The 19,983-nt window shown below is 55.5% G+C and carries 16 protein-coding genes and 7 tRNA genes; 2 read left to right on the top strand and 21 right to left on the bottom strand.

Annotated features, from left to right (window positions below; all coding sequences use genetic code 11):
• Positions 1-27: 27 nt before the first annotated feature.
• The 9 genes from E0L20_RS05495 to miaB form a co-directional block, all read right to left on the bottom strand.
• Positions 28-753, bottom strand: coding sequence for an amino acid ABC transporter ATP-binding protein (locus E0L20_RS05495; RefSeq protein ID WP_131633064.1), 726 nt, complete (start codon positions 751-753; stop codon positions 28-30).
• A complete protein-coding gene (gene gltK / locus E0L20_RS05490) occupies positions 753-1,427 on the bottom strand; it encodes a glutamate/aspartate ABC transporter permease GltK (RefSeq protein WP_131633063.1) in 675 nt (224 codons plus the stop codon). The genes E0L20_RS05495 and gltK overlap by 1 nt, the downstream gene beginning before the upstream one ends.
• On the bottom strand, positions 1,427-2,167 hold the full coding sequence (gene gltJ, locus E0L20_RS05485) for a glutamate/aspartate ABC transporter permease GltJ (RefSeq protein WP_010428609.1): 741 nt from the start codon (positions 2,165-2,167) through the stop codon (positions 1,427-1,429). Before gltJ ends, gltK begins: the two co-directional genes overlap by 1 nt.
• A gap of 156 nt (positions 2,168-2,323) precedes the next feature.
• Positions 2,324-3,229, bottom strand: coding sequence for an amino acid ABC transporter substrate-binding protein (locus E0L20_RS05480; RefSeq protein WP_131633062.1), 906 nt, complete (start codon positions 3,227-3,229; stop codon positions 2,324-2,326).
• A gap of 402 nt (positions 3,230-3,631) precedes the next feature.
• On the bottom strand, positions 3,632-5,170 hold the full coding sequence (gene lnt, locus E0L20_RS05475) for an apolipoprotein N-acyltransferase (protein ID WP_131633061.1): 1,539 nt from the start codon (positions 5,168-5,170) through the stop codon (positions 3,632-3,634).
• Between the two features lie 5 nt (positions 5,171-5,175).
• Positions 5,176-6,054 carry a CNNM family magnesium/cobalt transport protein CorC gene (corC, locus tag E0L20_RS05470; RefSeq protein ID WP_131633060.1) on the bottom strand — a complete coding sequence of 293 codons (879 nt, stop codon included), beginning with the start codon at positions 6,052-6,054 and terminating at the stop codon, positions 5,176-5,178.
• An 89-nt stretch (positions 6,055-6,143) separates the two neighbouring features.
• On the bottom strand, positions 6,144-6,611 hold the full coding sequence (gene ybeY / locus E0L20_RS05465; protein ID WP_131633059.1) for an rRNA maturation RNase YbeY: 468 nt from the start codon (positions 6,609-6,611) through the stop codon (positions 6,144-6,146).
• The gene (locus tag E0L20_RS05460; RefSeq protein ID WP_131633058.1) at positions 6,608-7,654 is read right to left on the bottom strand and encodes a PhoH family protein; all 1,047 of its coding nucleotides are present in this window, start codon (positions 7,652-7,654) and stop codon (positions 6,608-6,610) included. The genes ybeY and E0L20_RS05460 overlap by 4 nt, the downstream gene beginning before the upstream one ends.
• A gap of 152 nt (positions 7,655-7,806) precedes the next feature.
• On the bottom strand, positions 7,807-9,231 hold the full coding sequence (gene miaB, locus E0L20_RS05455; protein WP_131633057.1) for a tRNA (N6-isopentenyl adenosine(37)-C2)-methylthiotransferase MiaB: 1,425 nt from the start codon (positions 9,229-9,231) through the stop codon (positions 7,807-7,809).
• Positions 9,232-9,366: 135 nt separating this feature from the next.
• Between miaB and ubiF the strand changes: the two genes are divergently transcribed.
• Entirely contained in the window at positions 9,367-10,542 is a 1,176-nt protein-coding gene (gene ubiF, locus E0L20_RS05450) for a 3-demethoxyubiquinol 3-hydroxylase (protein WP_131633056.1), read from the top strand.
• A 97-nt stretch (positions 10,543-10,639) separates the two neighbouring features.
• Here ubiF and E0L20_RS05445 read toward each other — a convergent pair.
• From E0L20_RS05445 to nagB, 12 genes are all read right to left on the bottom strand, one after another.
• Positions 10,640-10,714, bottom strand: a tRNA-Gln gene (locus tag E0L20_RS05445).
• A 36-nt stretch (positions 10,715-10,750) separates the two neighbouring features.
• A tRNA-Gln gene (locus E0L20_RS05440) sits at positions 10,751-10,825 on the bottom strand.
• A 44-nt stretch (positions 10,826-10,869) separates the two neighbouring features.
• Positions 10,870-10,946 (bottom strand) — tRNA-Met (locus tag E0L20_RS05435).
• A gap of 17 nt (positions 10,947-10,963) precedes the next feature.
• Positions 10,964-11,038 (bottom strand) — tRNA-Gln (locus tag E0L20_RS05430).
• Between the two features lie 32 nt (positions 11,039-11,070).
• Positions 11,071-11,145 (bottom strand) — tRNA-Gln (locus tag E0L20_RS05425).
• 23 nt (positions 11,146-11,168) lie between these two features.
• Positions 11,169-11,253, bottom strand: a tRNA-Leu gene (locus E0L20_RS05420).
• Positions 11,254-11,261: 8 nt separating this feature from the next.
• Positions 11,262-11,338, bottom strand: a tRNA-Met gene (locus E0L20_RS05415).
• Positions 11,339-11,564: 226 nt separating this feature from the next.
• Positions 11,565-13,229, bottom strand: coding sequence for an asparagine synthase B (gene asnB / locus E0L20_RS05405; protein WP_131633055.1), 1,665 nt, complete (start codon positions 13,227-13,229; stop codon positions 11,565-11,567).
• A gap of 249 nt (positions 13,230-13,478) precedes the next feature.
• On the bottom strand, positions 13,479-14,231 hold the full coding sequence (gene nagD / locus E0L20_RS05400) for a ribonucleotide monophosphatase NagD (protein ID WP_131633054.1): 753 nt from the start codon (positions 14,229-14,231) through the stop codon (positions 13,479-13,481).
• 45 nt (positions 14,232-14,276) lie between these two features.
• Complete coding sequence (gene nagC, locus E0L20_RS05395; RefSeq protein WP_131633053.1) at positions 14,277-15,497, bottom strand: DNA-binding transcriptional regulator NagC; 1,221 nt, start codon at positions 15,495-15,497, stop codon at positions 14,277-14,279.
• Positions 15,498-15,505: 8 nt separating this feature from the next.
• On the bottom strand, positions 15,506-16,654 hold the full coding sequence (nagA, locus tag E0L20_RS05390) for an N-acetylglucosamine-6-phosphate deacetylase (protein WP_131633052.1): 1,149 nt from the start codon (positions 16,652-16,654) through the stop codon (positions 15,506-15,508).
• Between the two features lie 56 nt (positions 16,655-16,710).
• Positions 16,711-17,511 (bottom strand): glucosamine-6-phosphate deaminase, encoded by an 801-nt coding sequence (gene nagB, locus E0L20_RS05385; protein WP_131633051.1) that lies wholly within the window; start codon positions 17,509-17,511, stop codon positions 16,711-16,713.
• A gap of 328 nt (positions 17,512-17,839) precedes the next feature.
• On the opposite strand from nagB, the gene nagE reads away from it, so the two are divergent.
• The gene (gene nagE / locus E0L20_RS05380) at positions 17,840-19,861 is read left to right on the top strand and encodes an N-acetylglucosamine-specific PTS transporter subunit IIBC (protein WP_131633050.1); all 2,022 of its coding nucleotides are present in this window, start codon (positions 17,840-17,842) and stop codon (positions 19,859-19,861) included.
• Positions 19,862-19,983 lie beyond the last annotated feature (122 nt).

Below are 19,983 nucleotides of genomic sequence, written 5' to 3'. Positions count from 1 at the left end.
CAATCCGCAGATTGCGCACCGGGAAGATTAATGCAGGATTTTAGCGAGGAAGTCTTTGGCGCGGTCGGATTTCGGGTTAGCGAAGAACTCTTCTTTCGGTGAGTCTTCGACAATTTTCCCTTCGTCCATAAAGATCACGCGGTTGGCCACTTTACGGGCGAAGCCCATTTCGTGGGTTACCACCATCATGGTCATCCCTTCGTGCGCCAGTTCAACCATCACGTCCAGCACTTCGTTGATCATCTCAGGATCAAGCGCCGACGTTGGCTCATCAAATAGCATCGCCACCGGATCCATACACAGCGCGCGGGCGATCGCCACGCGCTGCTGCTGCCCGCCGGAAAGCTGTGCCGGGAACTTATTGGCATGTGCCGAAAGCCCCACGCGTTCCAGTAATTTTAAGCCTTTCTCGCGCGCCGCTTTTTTATCGCGCTTAAGCACTTTTACCTGCGCCAGCGTCAGGTTCTCGATAATAGAGAGGTGGGGGAACAGCTCAAAATGCTGGAACACCATGCCGACGTGGGAGCGAAGCTGGGCCAGGTTGGTTTTCTTGTCGTTCACTTTGGTGCCGTTGACGACGATCTCACCCTGCTGCACCGGCTCGAGGCCGTTCACGGTTTTGATCAGCGTCGACTTACCAGAGCCGGAGGGCCCACACACCACCACCACGTCGCCTTTTTTCACTTCGGTGGAGCAGTCGGTCAGCACCTGAAAGTGCCCATACCATTTAGAAACATTTTTCAGGGAAATCATTACACAGTCCTTTTCTTCAGCCAACTGACCAACAGCGATGCGCTTAAACTAATCACAAAATAGACTCCACCCGCGAAGAGCACCATCTCAACCTGCGTACCATCACGCTCGCCAATGGTGGACGCGGTACGGAAGAAGTCTGCCAGGCTCAGGACATAAACCAGCGAGGTATCCTGGAACAGCACGATGCCCTGGGTCAGCAGGAGCGGAACCATGGCGCGAAACGCCTGCGGCAGAATAATAAGCTGCATGGATTGCCAGTGGGTCATCCCCAGCGCCAGCGCAGCGCTGGACTGCCCGCGTGAGATGCTCTGAATACCCGCACGGATAATCTCGGAATAGTACGCGGCCTCGAACATCGAGAACGCCACCATGGCGGAGATCAGGCGGATATCGGTTTTCGGCGACAGCCCCAGCACGTTCTGCAGGAAACCGGGCACTATCAGGTAAAACCACAGCAGCACCATCACCAGCGGGATGGAGCGGAAGACGTTGACATAGGCGGTGGCGAACCAGGCGAGCGGCTTAAAGCTCGACAGGCGCATGACCGCCAGCAGGGTGCCCCAGACGATACCGATGATGATGGCAATTACGGTGATCTTTAAGGTGATCGCCAGGCCATCCAGCAGGTAAGGCAGGGATGGAACGATAGAACTCCAGTCAAACTCGTACATTATTTGCCCCCCAGATTGCCCGGCAGGCGAATTTTGCGTTCAACCAGGTTCATCACCAGCATGATGAAAGCGTTAATCAGAACATACGCGAGCGTGATCGCCGTGAAGGATTCCCATGCATGGGCGGAATAATCCAGCAGCTTGCCCGCCTGCGCGGCCATATCCACCAGGCCAATCGTCGAGGCGATGGCCGAGTTTTTCACCAGGTTCATCATCTCGGAGGTCATCGGCGGCACGATAACGCGATACGCGTTTGGCAGCAGCACGTAGCGGTAGGCCTGCGGCAGCGTCAGCCCCATCGCCAGCGCAGCGTTCTTTTGCCCGCGCGGCAGTGACTGAATGGCGGCACGCACCTGCTCGCAGACGCGCGCGGCGGTGAACAGCCCCAGACACAGCATGGAAGAGACGAAGAACTGGACGTTAGGGTCAAGCTCCGCCTTGAACCACATGCCGATATTTTCCGGCAGCAGTTCCGGAATGACCAGATACCAGGTAAAGAACTGCACGATCAGCGGAACGTTACGGAACAGTTCCACATAAAGCGTGCCGAGCGTTGAAAGAAAGCGGTTAGGGACGGTGCGCAGAATACCGAACAGCGATCCGACAAGAAACGCGATGATCCACGCCGTTATCGATAGCGCGACGGTAACCTGAAAGCCGCTCCACAGCCAGCCAAGATAGGTGGTGTTGCCGAACGGGGCTTGTTGCAGAAAGATGCCCCAGTTCCAGTCAATTGACATAATAAACTCCAGAAAAAAAAGGGTAGCAGCGCTACCCTCGAAGATTGGTGAGAAGCTCATTTTTCGCGCCGAGTGGGGAACGATCCACTCAACGTATAGTCTGTCCATGCTTCCCGACAATCGAGAGGGCAGGAGATCCCGCCCCTGTCGTTCTAATTAGTTAAGAGCTTTGTCGTTTGGTGTTTTGAACAGCGCTTTCATGTCGTCAGACAGTTCGAAGTTCATGTTGAGGTTCTTTGGTGGAATCGGGTTCTTGAACCACTTGTCGAACCATTTTGCCGCTTCGCCGGAGGTCTGCGCCTGCGCGATGGTGTCATCAATCAGCTTTTTGAAGTCAGCGTCATCTTTACGCAGCATACAGCCGTAGGCCTCTTTAGACTGCGCGGTGCCGACGATTTCCCAGTTGTCAGGTTTCTTCGCTTTTGCACGTTCACCTGCCAGCAGGGCATCATCCATCATAAACGCGACGGCACGGCCGCTTTCCAGAGTACGGAAGGAGTCGCCATGGTCTTTCGCGCTGATGATGCGCATATCCATTTTCTTCTCGTCGTTCAGCTTGTGCAGCAGCACTTCTGACGTAGTACCCGACGTCACAACGACGGCTTTACCCTTCAGGTCAGCAAAATCTTTAATCTCGCCGCCTTTCTTGGTCAGCAGACGCGTCCCTACCACGAAGATCGTGTCGGAGAAGGCGGCCTGTTTCTGACGCTCGAGGTTGTTGGTGGTAGAACCGCACTCAAAATCGAATGTGCCGTTCTGCAGCAGGGGAATACGGTTCTGCGAGGTGATTGGAATCAGCTTTACCTGCAGGTCAGGTTTGTTCAGCTTTTTCTTCACAGCTTCAACGATGGCGTTGGAGTAGTCCTGTGAATAGCCCACGACTTTTTGCGTGTTGTCGTAGTAAGAGAACGGGACAGAAGATTCACGGTGGCCGACCACGATCACGCCGTTTTTGGCAATCTTGTCGAGAGTGCTTCCTGCTGCCGGAGCGTCTTCAGCGTGAACGACGCCTGCAGACATCCCCATCACCAGCATTGCTGTGGCCAGTTTACGTAATTGCATACCCAACTCCTTTCTTATCAGCGCCAGTGACGCATTGATACCCATTGTGATGTTGTTATATCTCGCGCGATGCGAGTGCAGTGTTATGCAAGCTTGTTAACATTTAGTCTGGCTTAATGTAAAGATTTTGCTGCGTTATTGTTTATTTTTGCGAAGCGCGCCGCACCATTCAGAGGCAATAATCTCTCGTTGCACCGTTTCGGTGCTACCGACGAACTACGCTGGTGCGACAAGGTTGCACGTTAAGCCGTAACTGCGTTTGCGTGAATAAACAAAGCAATAGGCGTGCCAGATTTAAAATTTGGGAGGGATTGTCGGGTGGCGGCTGCGCCTTACCCGACCTACAGCAAGGGGAAAGTAGGCCGGGTAAGCGTCAGCGCCACCCGGCAACAGAAGGTGAGGTTATTTACGACGCTGACGCAGGCTCATCAGCACGGCGCCAAAGCCGAACAGTGCGGTCAAAATCCACAGCGGCCAGTTCCCGGTGCGGGCGTACGGCGTCAGCCCCGTGGTTGGCGTGACTTTTGTGGTCAGTACCTCACGGGTAAACTGCGGGATCATCGCCTGAATTTCACCCTGCGGACCAATCACGGCGGTGATGCCGTTGTTGGTGCTGCGCAGCAGCGGACGCGCCAGCTCCAGGGAACGCATGCGCGCCATCTGGAAGTGCTGCCACGGGCCAATAGACTTACCAAACCATGCATCATTAGAGATGGTCAGCAGGAAGTCGGTATCCGGACGGAAGTTATCGCGCACCTGCTCGCCGAGGATGATCTCGTAGCAAATAGCCGCCGTCAGGGCGAGGTTGTGGGCGTGCAGCTGAGGCTGAACGTACGGACCGCGGCTGAATGAGGACATCGGCAGGTCAAAGAACGGTGCCAGCGGGCGAAGAATTGACTCCAGCGGCACGAATTCACCGAACGGCACCAGGTGGTTCTTGTTGTAACGGTCGGTGGAGCCGTAGCTGTATTCGCTATCCTTGCCGAGCGTAATGATGGTGTTGTAGGTATCGTAGCGGTTCTGCTGATTCAGGCGTGCGTCAACAATCCCGGTGATCAGCGTGCTGCCGCGCGCCAGCAGCAGGTCGTTCATCATGTTGAGGAACGGCTGCTGGTTAATTTCCAGATCGGGAATAGCGGACTCCGGCCAGATAATCAGCTGCGATTTACCCATCACCTTTTCGGTGGCGTTGGCGTAGATCTTCAGCGTATTCAGCAGCTCTTTTTCGTCCCACTTCATAGACTGCGGGATATCGCCCTGCACCATGGATACCTGCGTGGCGCGTTCCGGAACGAGGGTATACCACTGGATATAGCGCAGCGGGAAGGGCAGGGCGAACAGCACCAGCGCCACGGCCAGCGGCTTCCAGCAGCGCGTCACCAGCGCCAGTACCAGCAGGCCGCTCACGACCATCAGCAGGAAGTTAATCGCTTCAACGCCCATCACCGGTGCCAGCCCTTTCAGCGGGCCGTCAATCTGGCTGTAGCCGAACTGCAGCCATGGGAAGCCGGTGAGTACCCAGCCGCGCAGGAACTCGGTAATTTGCCAGACAACCGGCGCGGCAATGGCCACGCGCAGCCAGGTGGTTTTAGGCCACAGGCGGGAGAGAATGCCGGCGAACAGGCCGGTATAGAGCGAGAGATACGCCGCGAGCAGCACAACGAGGAAGACGTTAACCGGCCCCGGCATGCCGCCAAACTGCGCGATGCTGACGTAGACCCAGTTGATGCCGGAGCCAAACAGCCCCAGCCCCCAGAAGTAGCCGATGGCGGCAGCCTGTACCGGACGACGATTCAGGGTCAGGCCCTGCAGCCCCATCAGGGAGAGAATGGCCGCGGGCCAGATGTCATAAGGAGAAAAAGCCAGCGTACCGCTGGCTCCGAGCAACAGCGCCAGCAGCAAACGGACGCGCTGGCGTTCAAGTAATGGGGCAAATGCCATTTACATTAATCTTCCAGTTTTGGCACCGGTGAGTCGTCCGGTGTTCTGACGTGAACCTGAATAATACGTCGGCTGTCGGCCATGGCGACTTTGAATTGGTAACCGTCGATGTCAACGGTCTCACCGCGCGCCGGAAGATGACCAAAGGCCTGCATCACCAGCCCGCCGATGGTATCAACCTCTTCATCGCTGAAGTGGGTGCCGAAAGCGTCGTTGAAGTCCTCAATGGAGGCCAGCGCGCGCACGGTCCAGGTGTGGCGGCTGAGCTGACGGAAGTCGATATCTTCTTCTTCGTCATACTCGTCTTCGATTTCGCCGACGATCAGCTCAAGGATATCCTCGATCGTGACCAGACCGGACACGCCGCCAAATTCATCAATAACAATCGCCATGTGGTAGCGCTGAGAGCGAAACTCTTTCAGCATCCGATCCACACGCTTGCTTTCCGGCACAACCACCGCCTGGCGTAACACTTTTTCCATGCTGAAGGCTTCGGCATCGCTGCGCATAAACGGCAGCAGATCTTTGGCCATCAAAATCCCTTCGATGTGATCTTTGTCTTCGCTGATGACCGGGAAACGCGAGTGGGCGGATTCGATGATCACATCGAGGCACTCGTCCAGCGTCTGGTTACGTTTCAGGGTAATCATCTGCGAGCGGGGGATCATAATATCGCGGACGCGCTGGTCGGCGATGTCCATCACCCCTTCGAGCATTTCGCGCGTATCTTCGTCGATAAGGTCGTTCTGCCCGGAATCACGAATCAGCTCCAGCAGTTCATCACGGTTTTTCGGTTCGCCGTGGAAAAGCTGGTTCAGAATGAGGGAGAAAAATCCCTTTTTACCGTTTGTCGTGTCGCTACTGTGTGAATTGTCGTCGCTCATGGCGTTGGTTAAGGGTTCTCTTGTGAGTTCAACGTTTGCCGCCGCGTGATGTCCTTACGCGGCGGCACGGTAGTCGGTCAATAGACTGACTATTCTTTCTCGGCAATGTACGGATCCTCATAGCCCAGAGCAAGCATTATCTCTGTCTCAAGGGACTCCATCTCTTCCGCTTCGTCATCTTCAATGTGATCGTAGCCCAGCAGGTGCAGGCTGCCGTGCACCACCATATGCGCCCAGTGGGCCTCAAGCGGCTTCTGCTGCTCTTTCGCTTCCTGTTCAACCACCTGACGGCAGATGATCAGATCGCCCAGCAGAGGCATCTCAATGCCCGGTGGCGCTTCGAACGGGAAAGAGAGCACGTTGGTCGGCTTATCTTTCCCGCGGTAGGTCAGGTTAAGCTCATGGCTTTCTGCTTCATCCACCAGGCGAATCGTGACTTCTGATTCTTCCTGAAACTGGGGGATAACCGCATCCAGCCATTTCTGAAACTGTGCCTCTTCTGGCAGACCGGAATTATCTTCACAGGCCAGCTGTAAATCGAGGATCGCCTGACTCATTTATTCTCTTGCTCCTGCGCGTCGCGCTTGCGTTCCGCGGCCAGTTCGGCCTTACGTTTTTGATCTGCCTCTTCCCAGGCTTCATAGGCGTTAACGATGCGCGCGACCACCGGGTGGCGCACCACGTCTTCGCTGTGGAAGAAGTTAAAGCTAATTTCGTCGACTTCAGCGAGCACTTCGATAGCGTGGCGCAGGCCCGACTTGGTGCTGCGCGGCAGGTCGATCTGGGTGACGTCGCCGGTGATAACCGCTTTTGAGTTAAAGCCAATACGCGTCAGGAACATCTTCATCTGTTCGATGGTGGTGTTCTGGCTCTCATCAAGAATGATAAACGCGTCGTTGAGCGTGCGCCCGCGCATGTAGGCCAGCGGCGCAACTTCGATCACGTTACGCTCAATCAGCTTTTCAACCTTCTCAAAGCCGAGCATTTCGAACAGCGCGTCGTAGAGCGGACGCAGATACGGGTCCACTTTCTGACTTAAATCGCCCGGCAGGAAGCCGAGCTTTTCACCCGCTTCAACGGCAGGACGGGTCAGCAGAATACGACGCACGTCCTGACGCTCCAGGGCATCCACCGCAGCGGCAACCGCCAGATAGGTTTTACCCGTACCCGCCGGGCCCACGCCGAAGGTGATGTCGTGGTCGAGGATGTTGGCGATGTACTGCGCCTGGTTCGGCGTGCGCGGCTTAATCACGCCACGCTTGGTCTTAATATTGATCGCCTTGCCGTAGTCCGGCACGCTTTCCGCGCTCTGCTCAAGCACGCGTGCTTCTTTAATGGCGAGGTGAATTTGTTCCGGCTCGATATCCTGCGTTTCGCCGCGCATCGGGGCGGTATCGACATACAGGCTGCGCAGGATATCCGCCGCCGCGTTGACGCAGATAGGGCGTCCGGTGAGTTTGAAATGGTTATCGCGACGATTGATTTCGATACCCAGACGTCGCTCCAGTTGCTTGATGTTGTCATCAAACGGCCCGCACAGGCTCAGCAGGCGAGCGTTGTCTGCAGGCTCAAGGCTAATTTCACGCGTGTCTATATTCAAACCGTTCCTCTTTGAGTGTTTTGTAGGCCTGGCATCATAAAACTGTCATACCGAAAGTATTCACGCCTGAGAAAAAAGGCGCAAGCATTGCTATGCATATTGGGGACGATGAGAGGAAATACAAGGCCTGCCGGAAAGGCAGGCCAGAAGGATCACGGCTGGTAAATTCCCACGCCAGAATCGTTGACTTTGCGGGTGCGCGAAATAACGGATTCCGGCGATTCAGCAATTCGCAGGCCCATTTCGTCCTCGGTGCGTACCAGCTTCGCGCGCAGTGAGTTGGTCAGCACGTCGACAATTTCGACGTCCACGAATTTACCGATCAGGTCCGGCGTGCCTTCAAAGTTCACCACGCGGTTGTTCTCGGTACGACCGGACAGTTCCATAATGCTCTTGCGCGAGGTGCCTTCTACCAGAATACGCTGGACGGTTCCGAGCATCCGACGGCTCCAGGCGTTGGCCTGCTGGTTGATGCGCTCCTGCAGAATATACAGACGCTGCTTTTTTTCTTCTTCCGGCACATCGTCAACCATATCTGCGGCTGGGGTTCCCGGACGCGCAGAGAAGATGAAGCTGTAGCTGACGTCGAAGTTTACCTCGCCGATGAGCTTCATGGTGCGCTCGAAGTCGTCGGTGGTTTCGCCAGGGAAGCCGACGATAAAGTCGGAGCTGATCTGAATATCCGGGCGCGCGGCAAGCAGTTTGCGTATGGTGGATTTGTACTCCAGCACCGTATGCGGGCGGCCCATCAGGTTGAGCACGCGGTCGGAGCCGCACTGAATCGGCAGGTGCAGGAAGCTCACCAGCTCTGGCGTATCGCGGTACACGTCAATGATGTCGTCGGTGAACTCCATTGGATGGCTGGTGGTAAAGCGGATACGGTCGATACCGTCAATCGCGGCCACCAGGCGCAGCAGTTCGGCAAAGCTGCCGGTGGTGCCGTCGTAGTTCTCACCGCGCCAGGCGTTAACGTTCTGGCCCAGCAGGTTAACTTCGCGAACGCCCTGCGCGGCAAGCTGCGCGATTTCAAACAGAATATCGTCCGCCGGGCGGCTGACCTCTTCACCACGGGTGTAAGGCACCACGCAGTAAGTACAGTATTTGTTGCAGCCTTCCATGATGGAGACGAAGGCGGTCGGGCCATCGGCGCGCGGCTCCGGCAGACGGTCAAACTTTTCGATCTCCGGGAAGCTCACGTCAACCACCGGGCTACGGCTGCCGCGAACCTTGTTGATCATCTCAGGCAGGCGGTGCAGGGTCTGAGGGCCAAAGACAATGTCCACATACGGGGCTCTCTGGCGGATCAGCTTACCTTCCTGCGACGCGACGCAGCCGCCCACGCCGATGATCAGGTCCGGATTTTTACGCTTGAGGAGCTTCCAGCGGCCTAATACGTGAAAGACTTTTTCCTGCGCTTTTTCACGGATCGAACAGGTGTTAAGCAGCAGCACGTCCGCTTCTTTCACGTTTTCTGTCAGCTGGTATCCGTGGGTTGAATCCAGCAGATCGGCCATCTTGGATGAATCGTATTCGTTCATCTGACAGCCCCAGGTTTTTATATGGAGTTTTTTAGTCATCGACTTGCTCAGCTCAGGATTGCAAGCCGCGTATTGTAATGCTTTGGTGGGGTTGTGACCAGTGTGAAGGTTATGCGTCTCAAGACCACAAAAATCCGGTAAACTTAAGGGATTCTCCAATAAGGAAAAATGACCATGACACTCCAACACACCGAAGTTGCCGTTGTCGGCGGCGGTATGGTCGGCGGCGCGCTGGCGCTGGGGCTGGCACAGCAGGGATTCGAGGTAACGGTAATTGAACAGGCTGCTCCGCCGGCCTTCGATCCTGCCAGCAAACCGGACGTGCGCATTTCTGCCATCAGCGCGGCGTCGGTCGATCTGCTGCGCGGGCTGGGCGTCTGGGAGGCGGTGCTGGCGATGCGTGCGCATCCCTATAGCCGCCTCGAAACCTGGGAGTGGGAAAATGCCCACGTCGCGTTTGATGCCGCCGAGCTGAAGCTGCCGCGCTTGGGCTATATGGTAGAGAATAACGTGCTCCAGCTCGCGCTCTGGCAGGCGCTGGAGGCGCATCCAAAGGTGACGCTGCGCGTGCCTGCCTCGCTCAAGGCACTGCATCGTCATGACGGTGGCTATATTCTGACGCTGGACAACGATGACGAGCTGGCCGTGAAGCTGGTGGTGGGAGCCGATGGCGCCAACTCGCAGGTCAGACAGATGGCCGGAATTGGCGTTCACGCCTGGCAGTATCAGCAGTCCTGCATGCTGATCACCGTTCAGTCTGAAAATGCGCCCGGCGAAAGCACCTGGCAGCACTTCACCCCGAACGGCCCGCACGCGTTTTTACCGCTGTTTGATAGCTGGGCGTCGCTGGTGTGGTACGACAAACCGGCGCGCATTCGCCAGCTGCAGGGGCTTTCGATGGAACAATTACAGCGTGAGATTATGCTGCATTTCCCGAGCCGCCTGGGCCACGTCACGCCGGTGGCGGCTGGCGCATTCCCCCTCACGCGCCGCCATGCCCTGCAGTATGCCCGCGAGGGGTTAGCGCTGGTGGGCGATGCGGCACACACCATTCATCCGCTGGCCGGGCAGGGCGTAAATCTTGGATACCGTGACGTTGACGCCTTATTGGACGTGCTGAGCAACGCGCGCGGCCATGCGGAAGCCTGGGCCAGTCATCAGGTGCTGAAGCGCTACCAGACGCGGCGCATGGCGGATAACTTCATCATGCAGTCGGGGATGGATCTGTTCTACGCCGGATTCAGCAACGACCTGGGGCCGGTGCGCATTTTGCGTAATATTGGATTGATGGCGGCAGAGCGTGCGGGCGGTTTGAAGCGTCAGGCGCTGAAATACGCACTCGGACTCTAATCTTATTCCCCTCTCCCTGTGGGAGAGGGCATTAGGCCGCACGGTACTGACGACAAAAACAAAAAAGCCCGCAGAGCGGGCTTTTTTGTTACTTGAGTGGCTGGGGTGCAGGGATTCGAACCCCGGAATGCTGGTATCAGAAACCAGTGCCTTACCGCTTGGCGACACCCCAATTGCGTTAAACAGACTGCTTAACGACTTTTTAAATTGGCTGGGGTACGAGGATTCGAACCTCGGAATGCTGGTATCAGAAACCAGAGCCTTACCGCTTGGCGATACCCCAACAATTTTTTCTAGTCTATCGAATCATTCGACAGATTACTAATATGGTGGCTACGACGGGATTCGAACCTGTGACCCCATCATTATGAGTGATGTGCTCTAACCAACTGAGCTACGTAGCCAGTACTAAAATCTTCGATGGCTGGGGTACCTGGATTCGAACCAGGGAATGCCGGTATCAAAAACCGGTGCCTTACCGCTTGGCGATACCCCAATACCGCGGAGAACCGCAAAATCGAAGAAATATGGCTGGGGTACCTGGATTCGAACCAGGGAATGCCGGTATCAAAAACCGGTGCCTTACCGCTTGGCGATACCCCATCCGTGCAACGCTTACCTGGGAATGGTGCGGGAGGCGAGACTTGAACTCGCACACCTTGCGGCGCCAGAACCTAAATCTGGTGCGTCTACCAATTTCGCCACTCCCGCAAAAAAGATGGTGGCTACGACGGGATTCGAACCTGTGACCCCATCATTATGAGTGATGTGCTCTAACCAACTGAGCTACGTAGCCATCTTTTTTTCGCGTTACCTTATCGGCGTTGCGGGGCGCATTATGCGTATAGACCCTTGCAGCGTCAACACCTTTTTCAACGAAAATAGCCGGAATGCGATCGTTTGGTTAGGTTGCGAACAGCGAGGCCGAATATTCGACAATTATTGGTTATTAATCGGTTTTAAGCGATGAAAAGTGAGGCAAAAAAAATCAGGCCCCGGAGGGCCTGATTGCATTCTGAACCTTATTTATAGGCTGACTGGTGAACGCCTACCGCGCGTCCTGACGGATCGTTCATGGATTTGAACGATTCATCCCATTCAATGGCTTTGGCGGAAGAGCAGGCGACGGACGGGCCACCCGGCACACACTCAGCGGCACTCGGAACCGGGAAAAGCTCTTCGAAAATCTCGCGGTACAGATACGCTTCTTTGGAACCCGGCGTGTTGTACGGGAAGCGGAAGCTTGCGGTTTCCAGCTGTTGATCAGAAACCTGTTTTGCCGCTACCTCTTTCAGGGTGTCGATCCAGCTGTAACCTACGCCATCGGAGAACTGCTCTTTCTGACGCCAAGCAACGCTTGCCGGCAGGTAGGATTCGAAGCATTCGCGCAGGATATGTTTTTCCATTTTGCCGTTGCCGCACATTTTATCCTGCGGGTTAATGCGCATCGCCACGTCGAGGAAAGCCTTGTCCAGGAAGGGCACGCGCGCTTCCACGCCCCAAGCGGACATTGCTTTGTTGGCACGCGCGCAGTCAAACATATGCAGCGCCTGCAGCTTACGCACGGTTTCTTCGTGCAGCTCTTTGGCGTTTGGCGCCTTATGGAAGTAAAGATAGCCGCCAAACACTTCGTCGGAACCTTCACCGGACAGCACCATCTTGATGCCCATCGCCTTGATCTTACGCGACATCAGGTACATCGGCGTAGAGGCGCGGATGGTGGTCACGTCATAGGTTTCAATGTGATAGATCACATCGCGGATCGCATCCAGGCCTTCCTGCACGGTGAAGTGAATCTCATGGTGCACGGTGCCGAGATGGTTTGCCACTTCCTGCGCGGCCTTCAGGTCAGGTGCGCCTTCCAGGCCCACGGCGAAGGAGTGCAGCTGCGGCCACCAGGCTTCAGAGCGCTCCTGATCCTCCACGCGGCGCGCGGCGAACTTCTTGGTGATGGCGGAGATCACGGAGGAGTCCAGCCCGCCGGAGAGCAGCACGCCGTACGGCACGTCTGACATCAGGTGGCTTTTTACGGAATCTTCCAGCGCCTGACGCAGCTCGGCTTTGTCAGTCACGTTGTCTTTCACCGCGTCATAGTCGAACCAGTCGCGCTGGTAGTACTGGCGGATCTCGCCGTCTTTGCTCCACAGGTAGCTGCCCGCCGGGAACTCTTTGATGGTGCGGCACACCGGGACCAGGGCTTTCATTTCGGATGCAACGTAGAAGTTGCCGTGCTCATCGTGGCCCATGTACAGCGGGATAATGCCGATGTGGTCACGGCCAATCAGGTAAGCGTCTTTTTCGCTGTCGTACAGGGCGAAGGCAAACATGCCCTGCAGATCGTCCAGAAACTCCGGACCTTTCTCCTGATACAGCGCCAGGATCACTTCGCAGTCTGAGCCGGTCTGGAAGGCGTAGCGATCGCCGTATTCTGCGCGCAGCGCCTGATGGTTGTAGATCTCACCGTTGACGGCCAGCGCGTGCGTTTTTTTCTCGTTGTACAGCGGCTGTGCTCCGGCGTTGACGTCAACAATCGACAGACGTTCATGAGCCAGAATCGCTTTATCGCTGGCGTAAACGCCGGACCAGTCCGGACCGCGATGGCGCATCAGGCGGGACAGTTCGAGTGCCTTTTTACGCAGTTCGCCCGCGTCAGTTTTAATATCCAGTACGCCAAAAATTGAACACATAACCTTCTCCGTTAACCCTGTTGCTTTGTAATGTTGCTTGCTTATGAAAATGCCGCAAAGGGGCAGGGCACGCAAGGGTTTTGCAGCCTAAAACGGAAAAAGTGCAATGGCGATTGTTGAATAGTGAAAAAAGAGTACGTCATGAGCGCTTTTATTGATGGTTATGCAATAAAATGCGCCTTTCGTTAGATGGGTGTTTATTTGTATGGGCTGAAAATGAAAAACCACGCCCTGAGGCGTGGTTTGTAATCAGATGATGTCGATTTCGTCGACGGAGGGGTAAATCCAGCTCGGGCGGAAGGGCATGGAGTCAATGTCATCAATTTGCGAGACGCCGGAAAGCACCAGAATAGTTTCCAGACCCGCCTGGAAACCGGCCAGAATATCGGTGCGCAGGTTGTCGCCGACAATCACGGTTTCTTCGGAGTGGGCCTGCATCTTGTTCAGCGCGGCGCGGATGATCCACGGGCTCGGTTTACCGACCACAAACGGCTTACGGCCCGAGATTTTTTCGATGCCGGCGCACAGCGCGCCGCAGGCCGGATAAAACCCACGGCCGTGCGTGTCCGGGTTGGTGGCGATGAAACGCGCGCCGCTGGCGACAAAGTACGCAGCTTTATGCATCATCTCCCAGTTAAAGGAGCGCGTTTCGCCGACAATCACAAAGTCCGGGTTCACGTCGGTAATGGTAAAGCCTGCCTTATACAGCTCGTGGATCAGCGCGCCTTCACCGACCACGTAGGCTTTTTTCCCTTCCTGACGCTTCAGAAAATCTGCCGTCGCCATTGCGGAGGTATAAAACACGCTGTCCGGGACGTTGACGCCCGCGGTGGCAAAGCGGTTTGCCAGATCCTGACCGGTTTGGGAAGGGTAGTTCGTGAGAAGAACCAGTGGCATTCCTTTGTCGATGATGCGGTAAAGAAACTCCGCAGCACCCGGCACGGCAACGTTGTCGTGCATCAGCACGCCGTCGATATCACAAATTACATTCTTAATGGTCATGGACTTCCCGACATCAAAAAAAGAAGGCGTTACTATAAGGTCCGATCAACTTTCCAGCAAATGTTGCAGGAGAATACCGTTGAGCATGGCGCGTTTTACCAGGGCAAAAGCACCGATCGCGGAGCGGTGATCCAGCGTAGAGCGCACCACCGGTAAGCCCTGGCGAAACGCCTTCAGCGCCTGGGTATTGATGCAGCCTTCGATAGCGGGCAGTAAGACTTTTTCTGCTTCGACAATTTCACCGGCGATCACCACTTTCTGCGGGTTGAACAGGTTGATGGCGATGGCGATGGTTTTACCCAGGTGACGCCCAACCTGCTCGATAACCTCGCAGGCCAGCGCATCGCCCTTATTGGCGGCCTTGCAGATGGCGCCGATCTTACAGTCGTCCAGGGTTACGCGGCTTTGGTAGCCTTGTTCCAGCAGATGACGAACGCGGTGTTCAATGGCGGCGTTGGCAGCCACCGTTTCAAGGCAGCCGAAGTTGCCGCAGTGGCAGCGCTCGCCGAGGGGTTCCACCTGAATGTGGCCGATCTCGCCCACGTTGCCGTTGCGGCCGATGAAAATGCGGCCGTTGGAGATAATGCCCGCGCCCGTACCACGGTGAACGCGCACCAGAATAGAGTCTTCGCAGTCCTGGCTCGCACCAAAGTAGTGCTCTGCCAGCGCCAGCGAGCGAATGTCGTGACCCACAAAGCAGGTAACCTTGAAGCGCTTTTCCAGCGCGTCCACCAGCCCCCAGTTCTCCACCTGAATGTGCGGCATATAGCGAATAACGCCGCTTTCCGGGTCGACAAGGCCCGGTAGAATCACGGAGATAGCAATGAGTTCACGGATCTTGCGCTGACAGCTCTCGATAAACTGCTCGATGGTGTTCAGCAGAGCGTGTTCCAGCGTCTCCTGGGTGCGTTCCGGCAGGGGATAGTGCTCTTCGGCGATGGCTTTGCTGCTCAGATCGTAGAGCGTAAGGGTGGTGTCATGACGACCAAGACGCACACCAATGGCCTGAAAGTTGCGGGTTTCGGTCACGATGGAGATGGCGCGGCGCCCCCCGGTGGAGGCCTGCTGATCGACTTCTTTGATCAGGCCGCGCTCAATAAGCTGACGCGTAATTTTTGTCACGCTGGCGGGAGCAAGCTGGCTTTGTTCGGCTATCTGAATTCGAGAGATTGGCCCGTGTGAGTCAATCAGGCGATAAACTGCCGCGCTGTTAAGTTGTTTAACGAGATCGACATTACCGATTTGAGCTTGTCCGCCTGGTGTCATACTTTTACTTACTCAGTGACGACCTCGTTACCATTAACGATGGTCTTAATAATTTTATAATCGTGTGTGAACGCCGTCAGGTTTGCAACCATACCCGGTGCAATTCCGCCAAGCTGTTTATCCACGCCCATTGCGCGAGCCGGGTAAAGCGTTGCCATACGCAGCACTTCATCAAGGGCAATACCGCAGTGCTCGACCAGGTTACGCACCCCTTCAATCATCGTCAGGGCAGAACCGCTCAGCGTGCCGTTCTCATCCACACAGAGTCCATTGCGGTAGTATATTGTTTTACCAGCAAAAATGAACTGCTCAATATTTGCCCCTGCTGGCGCTGTGGCATCTGTCACCAGACAGAGCTTGTCACCTTTCAGGCGCTTGGCGTTGCGGATGTTGGTGTAATCAACGTGCAGGCCGTCGGCGATAATGCCGCAGTAAACGTCTGGCTCATCCAGAATTGCCCCGACTAGACCCGGTTCGCGGCCCGTAATATACGGCATAGCGTTATAAAGGTGGGTCGCAAAGGTAATACCTGCGCGGAAGCCCGCTTTGGCTTCTTTCAGCGTGGCGTTTGAGTGACCTGCTGACACCACAATACTGGCGGCAGCCAGCTTGCTGATAACGTCAGTGCCGGTCATTTCAGGTGCAAGCGTCACTTTGGTGATGACATCGGCGTTAGCACACATGTAGTCAACCAGCTCAGCGTCCGGTTTGCGGACGTAGTCCGGGTTATGCGTACCTTTCTTGACCATGTTCAGCCACGGTCCTTCGAGGTGCAGACCCAGCGCCTGGTTAGGATGTTTCGCCAGATATTCGCGCATCACGCGGATACCCTGCTTCATCAGGTCATCGCTGCTGGTAATCAGCGTGGGCAGATAGCTGGTGCAGCCCGATTTCTCGTTGGCTTTCTGCATGATCTCCAGCGTTTCAACCGTCACCGCATCGGCTGTGTCATTAAACTGCACGCCGCCGCAGCCGTTAAGCTGTACGTCGATAAAACCGGGGGAGATTATTGCTCCATTGAGTGAGCGCTGTTCCATCTCCGGCGGCAGCTCGGCCAGCGGGCAAACACGTTCAATCAGGCCATTCGCGATAACAATCGCGTGGTCATCCAGAATTTCATGGCCGGTATAAATCCGACCGTGGGTTAAAGCGTACATAACGACCCCCGGTTTAAAAAAAGCGACCGCCTCTATACTGAGAGGCGGTTATTCAGTTACAGACCTTTGATGTTCTCTGCTTCCAGCTCGTTGAAGTATTTCAACGTTTTCACCTTCAGCTCCATTGTGGACGGTTCGTCACACACAACGACGGCTTTAGGGTGCAGCTGCAGGCAGCTGATGGTCCACATGTGGTTAACGTTGCCTTCAACGGCAGCCTGGAGCGCCTGCGCCTTCACGCCGCCCAGCACCAGAATCATCACCTCTTCGGCATCCAGCAGGGTGCCTACGCCAACGGTCAGGGCGTATTTTGGAACCTGGTTCACGTCGCCGTCAAAGAAGCGGGAGTTTGCCACGCGGGTGTCATGGGTCAGCGTTTTAATGCGGGTACGGGAAGCCAGAGAAGACGCCGGCTCGTTAAAGGCGATGTGACCATCGTTACCCACGCCGCCCATGAACAGATGGATTTTACCGTAGGAACGGATTTTTTCTTCGTACTGACGGCATTCTGCGTCAATATCAGGCGCGTTACCATTCAGCAGGTTAATGTTTTCAGCTGGAATATCAACGTGATCAAAGAAATTACGGTGCATGAAGCTATGGTAGCTTTCCGGATGCTCCTTCGGCAGGCCGACGTATTCGTCCATGTTGAAGGTCACAACGTGCTTGAAGCTAACCTGGCCTGCTTTGTGCATCTCAACCAGTGCTTTATAGGCGGTCAGCGGCGTGCCGCCGGTTGGGAGGCCGAGAACGAACGGACGATCGGCAGTTGGTTTGAATGCGTTAATGCGGTTAACGATATGACGAGCAGCCCATTTACCGACTTGTTCAGCTGTTGTCAGGGGAATCAGTCTCATTGTTCACCTCTAAAGTTTAAGTAGAAACGTGGGCGGATGATTCTTGCAGCCTGATACTTAAGCGTAACCTGGAACCTTTCAGGCCGGATCAATCCGTCTTGATTTTTTGAATGATAAAATAAGTTTTCGCTGTTAGCCAGTGAAAGGGAGGGTTAATTACGATATTTGGTGACAAAAATCACAAAAAATGGGTGTTTAATTTGCGATACGAATTAATTTTCCACACACTCACAATGCCAGTGAATCATCAACTGTATTTATAGTTAGTGACACAATAAAAAACACAGCTGAGAACGTGCCTGAAACGGGGTCTCATAGGGGGAAGAAAGTGAGTATTCTAGGTTATTTACAAAAGGTTGGCCGCGCGCTTATGGTGCCGGTTGCCACGCTGCCAGCGGCAGCGATATTAATGGGTGTCGGTTACTGGATTGATCCGGTAGGCTGGGGTGGAGACAACGCGTTAGCGGCGTTCTTCATTAAGTCTGGTTCCGCCATCATCGACAACATGTCCGTGCTGTTCGCCATTGGTGTGGCTTACGGTATGTCCAAAGACAAAGACGGTGCTGCGGCGCTGACCGGTTTCGTGGGCTTCCTGGTGCTGACCACGCTCTGTTCCCCGGCTGCGGTTTCCATGATCCAGAAGATCCCGGCGGACCAGGTGCCTGCCGCGTTCGGTAAGATCAGCAACCAGTTCGTGGGTATCCTCGTCGGTATTATCTCTGCGGAACTGTATAACCGCTTCAGCAGCGTTGAGCTGCCGAAAGCGCTGTCGTTCTTCAGCGGCCGTCGTCTGGTGCCGATCCTCACCTCTTTCGTGATGATCTTCGTTGCGTTCATCCTGATGTACATCTGGCCGGTGATCTTCGACGGTCTGGTGAACTTCGGTGAACACATCCAGAAGCTGGGTTCCGTCGGTGCGGGCGTGTACGCGTTCTTCAACCGCCTGCTGATCCCGGTCGGTCTGCACCACGCGCTGAACTCCGTGTTCTGGTTCGACGTTGCCGGTATTAACGATATTCCTAACTTCCTGGGTGGCGCACAGTCCATCGAAGCAGGTAAAGCGGTTGTGGGTATCACCGGTCGTTATCAGGCAGGCTTCTTCCCAATCATGATGTTCGGCCTGCCGGGTGCAGCGCTGGCTATCTACCACTGCGCGCGTCCAGAGAACAAAGCGAAAGTGCTGGGTATCATGATGGCAGGTGCGTTCGCGGCCTTCTTCACCGGTATCACCGAGCCGCTGGAATTCTCCTTCATGTTCGTTGCGCCAGTGCTGTACGTGATCCACGCCGTGCTGACCGGTATCTCCGTGTTCATCGCTGCAAGCATGCAGTGGATTGCCGGTTTCGGCTTCAGCGCCGGTCTGGTGGATATGGTGCTGTCGTCCCGTAACCCGCTGGCGACCCACTGGTGGATGCTGATCCCACAGGGTCTGGTGTTCTTCGTTATCTACTACGTGGTGTTCCGCTTCACCATCACTAAATTCAACCTGATGACTCCGGGTCGTGAACTGGCGGTTGCCGGTAGCGAAGCGGATGGTCAGGACGTGAACGTGAGCGCAGATAAAGAGCAGGATGTTGCGGGTCTGGCGCGTCAGTACATCGCCGCAGTAGGCGGATCTGACAACCTGACCGGTATCGACGCCTGTATCACCCGTCTGCGTCTGAACGTGAAAGACTCTTCTCTGGTGAACGAAGCGCTGGCAAAACGTCTGGGTGCCTCCGGCGTTATTCGCCTGAACAAAACCAGCGTGCAGATTATCGTCGGCTTCGTGGCTGAGAAAATTGCTAACGCCATGAAAACCACCGGTCCGGTCGCCGCAGCAGAAGCCTCTGCCGCACCTGCTGCTGCACCAGCCGCTGCAAAACCGCAGACTGTGCCAAATGCCGTGACTATTGCCGCGCTGGTTTCCCCGGTCACCGGTGACGTGGTTGCCATTGAGCAGGTGCCAGACGAAGCCTTCGCCAGCAAAGCGGTCGGTGACGGCGTGGCCGTGAAGCCAACGGATAAAACCGTTGTGTCTCCTGCTGCCGGTACCATCGTTAAAATCTTCAACACCAACCACGCATTCTGCCTCGAAACCGAGAAAGGCGCGGAGATCGTTGTCCATATGGGTATTGATACCGTTGCGCTGAACGGTCAGGGCTTTACTCGCCTGGTGGAAGAGGGTGCAGAAGTGGTGGCAGGCCAGCCGATTCTGGAAATGGATCTGGACTTCCTGAACGCCAACGCGCGCTCCATGATCAGCCCGGTCGTGTGCAGCAACATCGACGACTTCAGCGGCCTGGTTATTCAGGCAAAAGGTCAGGTTGTTGCGGGCCAAACGCCACTGTATGAGATTAAAGGCAAGTAATCGCTCCTGAGTAGAGTCATGCCTTAAGCGGCGGGGGATTTCCTCCGCCGCTTTTTTTTGCAGCAAATGCCCCCATTATTTTCTCAAGAGACGTTTTAAGGGTTGTCACTACGTCCGGCTTA

It is taken from the genome of Enterobacter wuhouensis (assembly GCF_004331265.1).
GTDB lineage: Bacteria > Pseudomonadota > Gammaproteobacteria > Enterobacterales > Enterobacteriaceae > Enterobacter > Enterobacter wuhouensis.
This window is presented reverse-complemented; position numbering and strand designations above follow the sequence as displayed.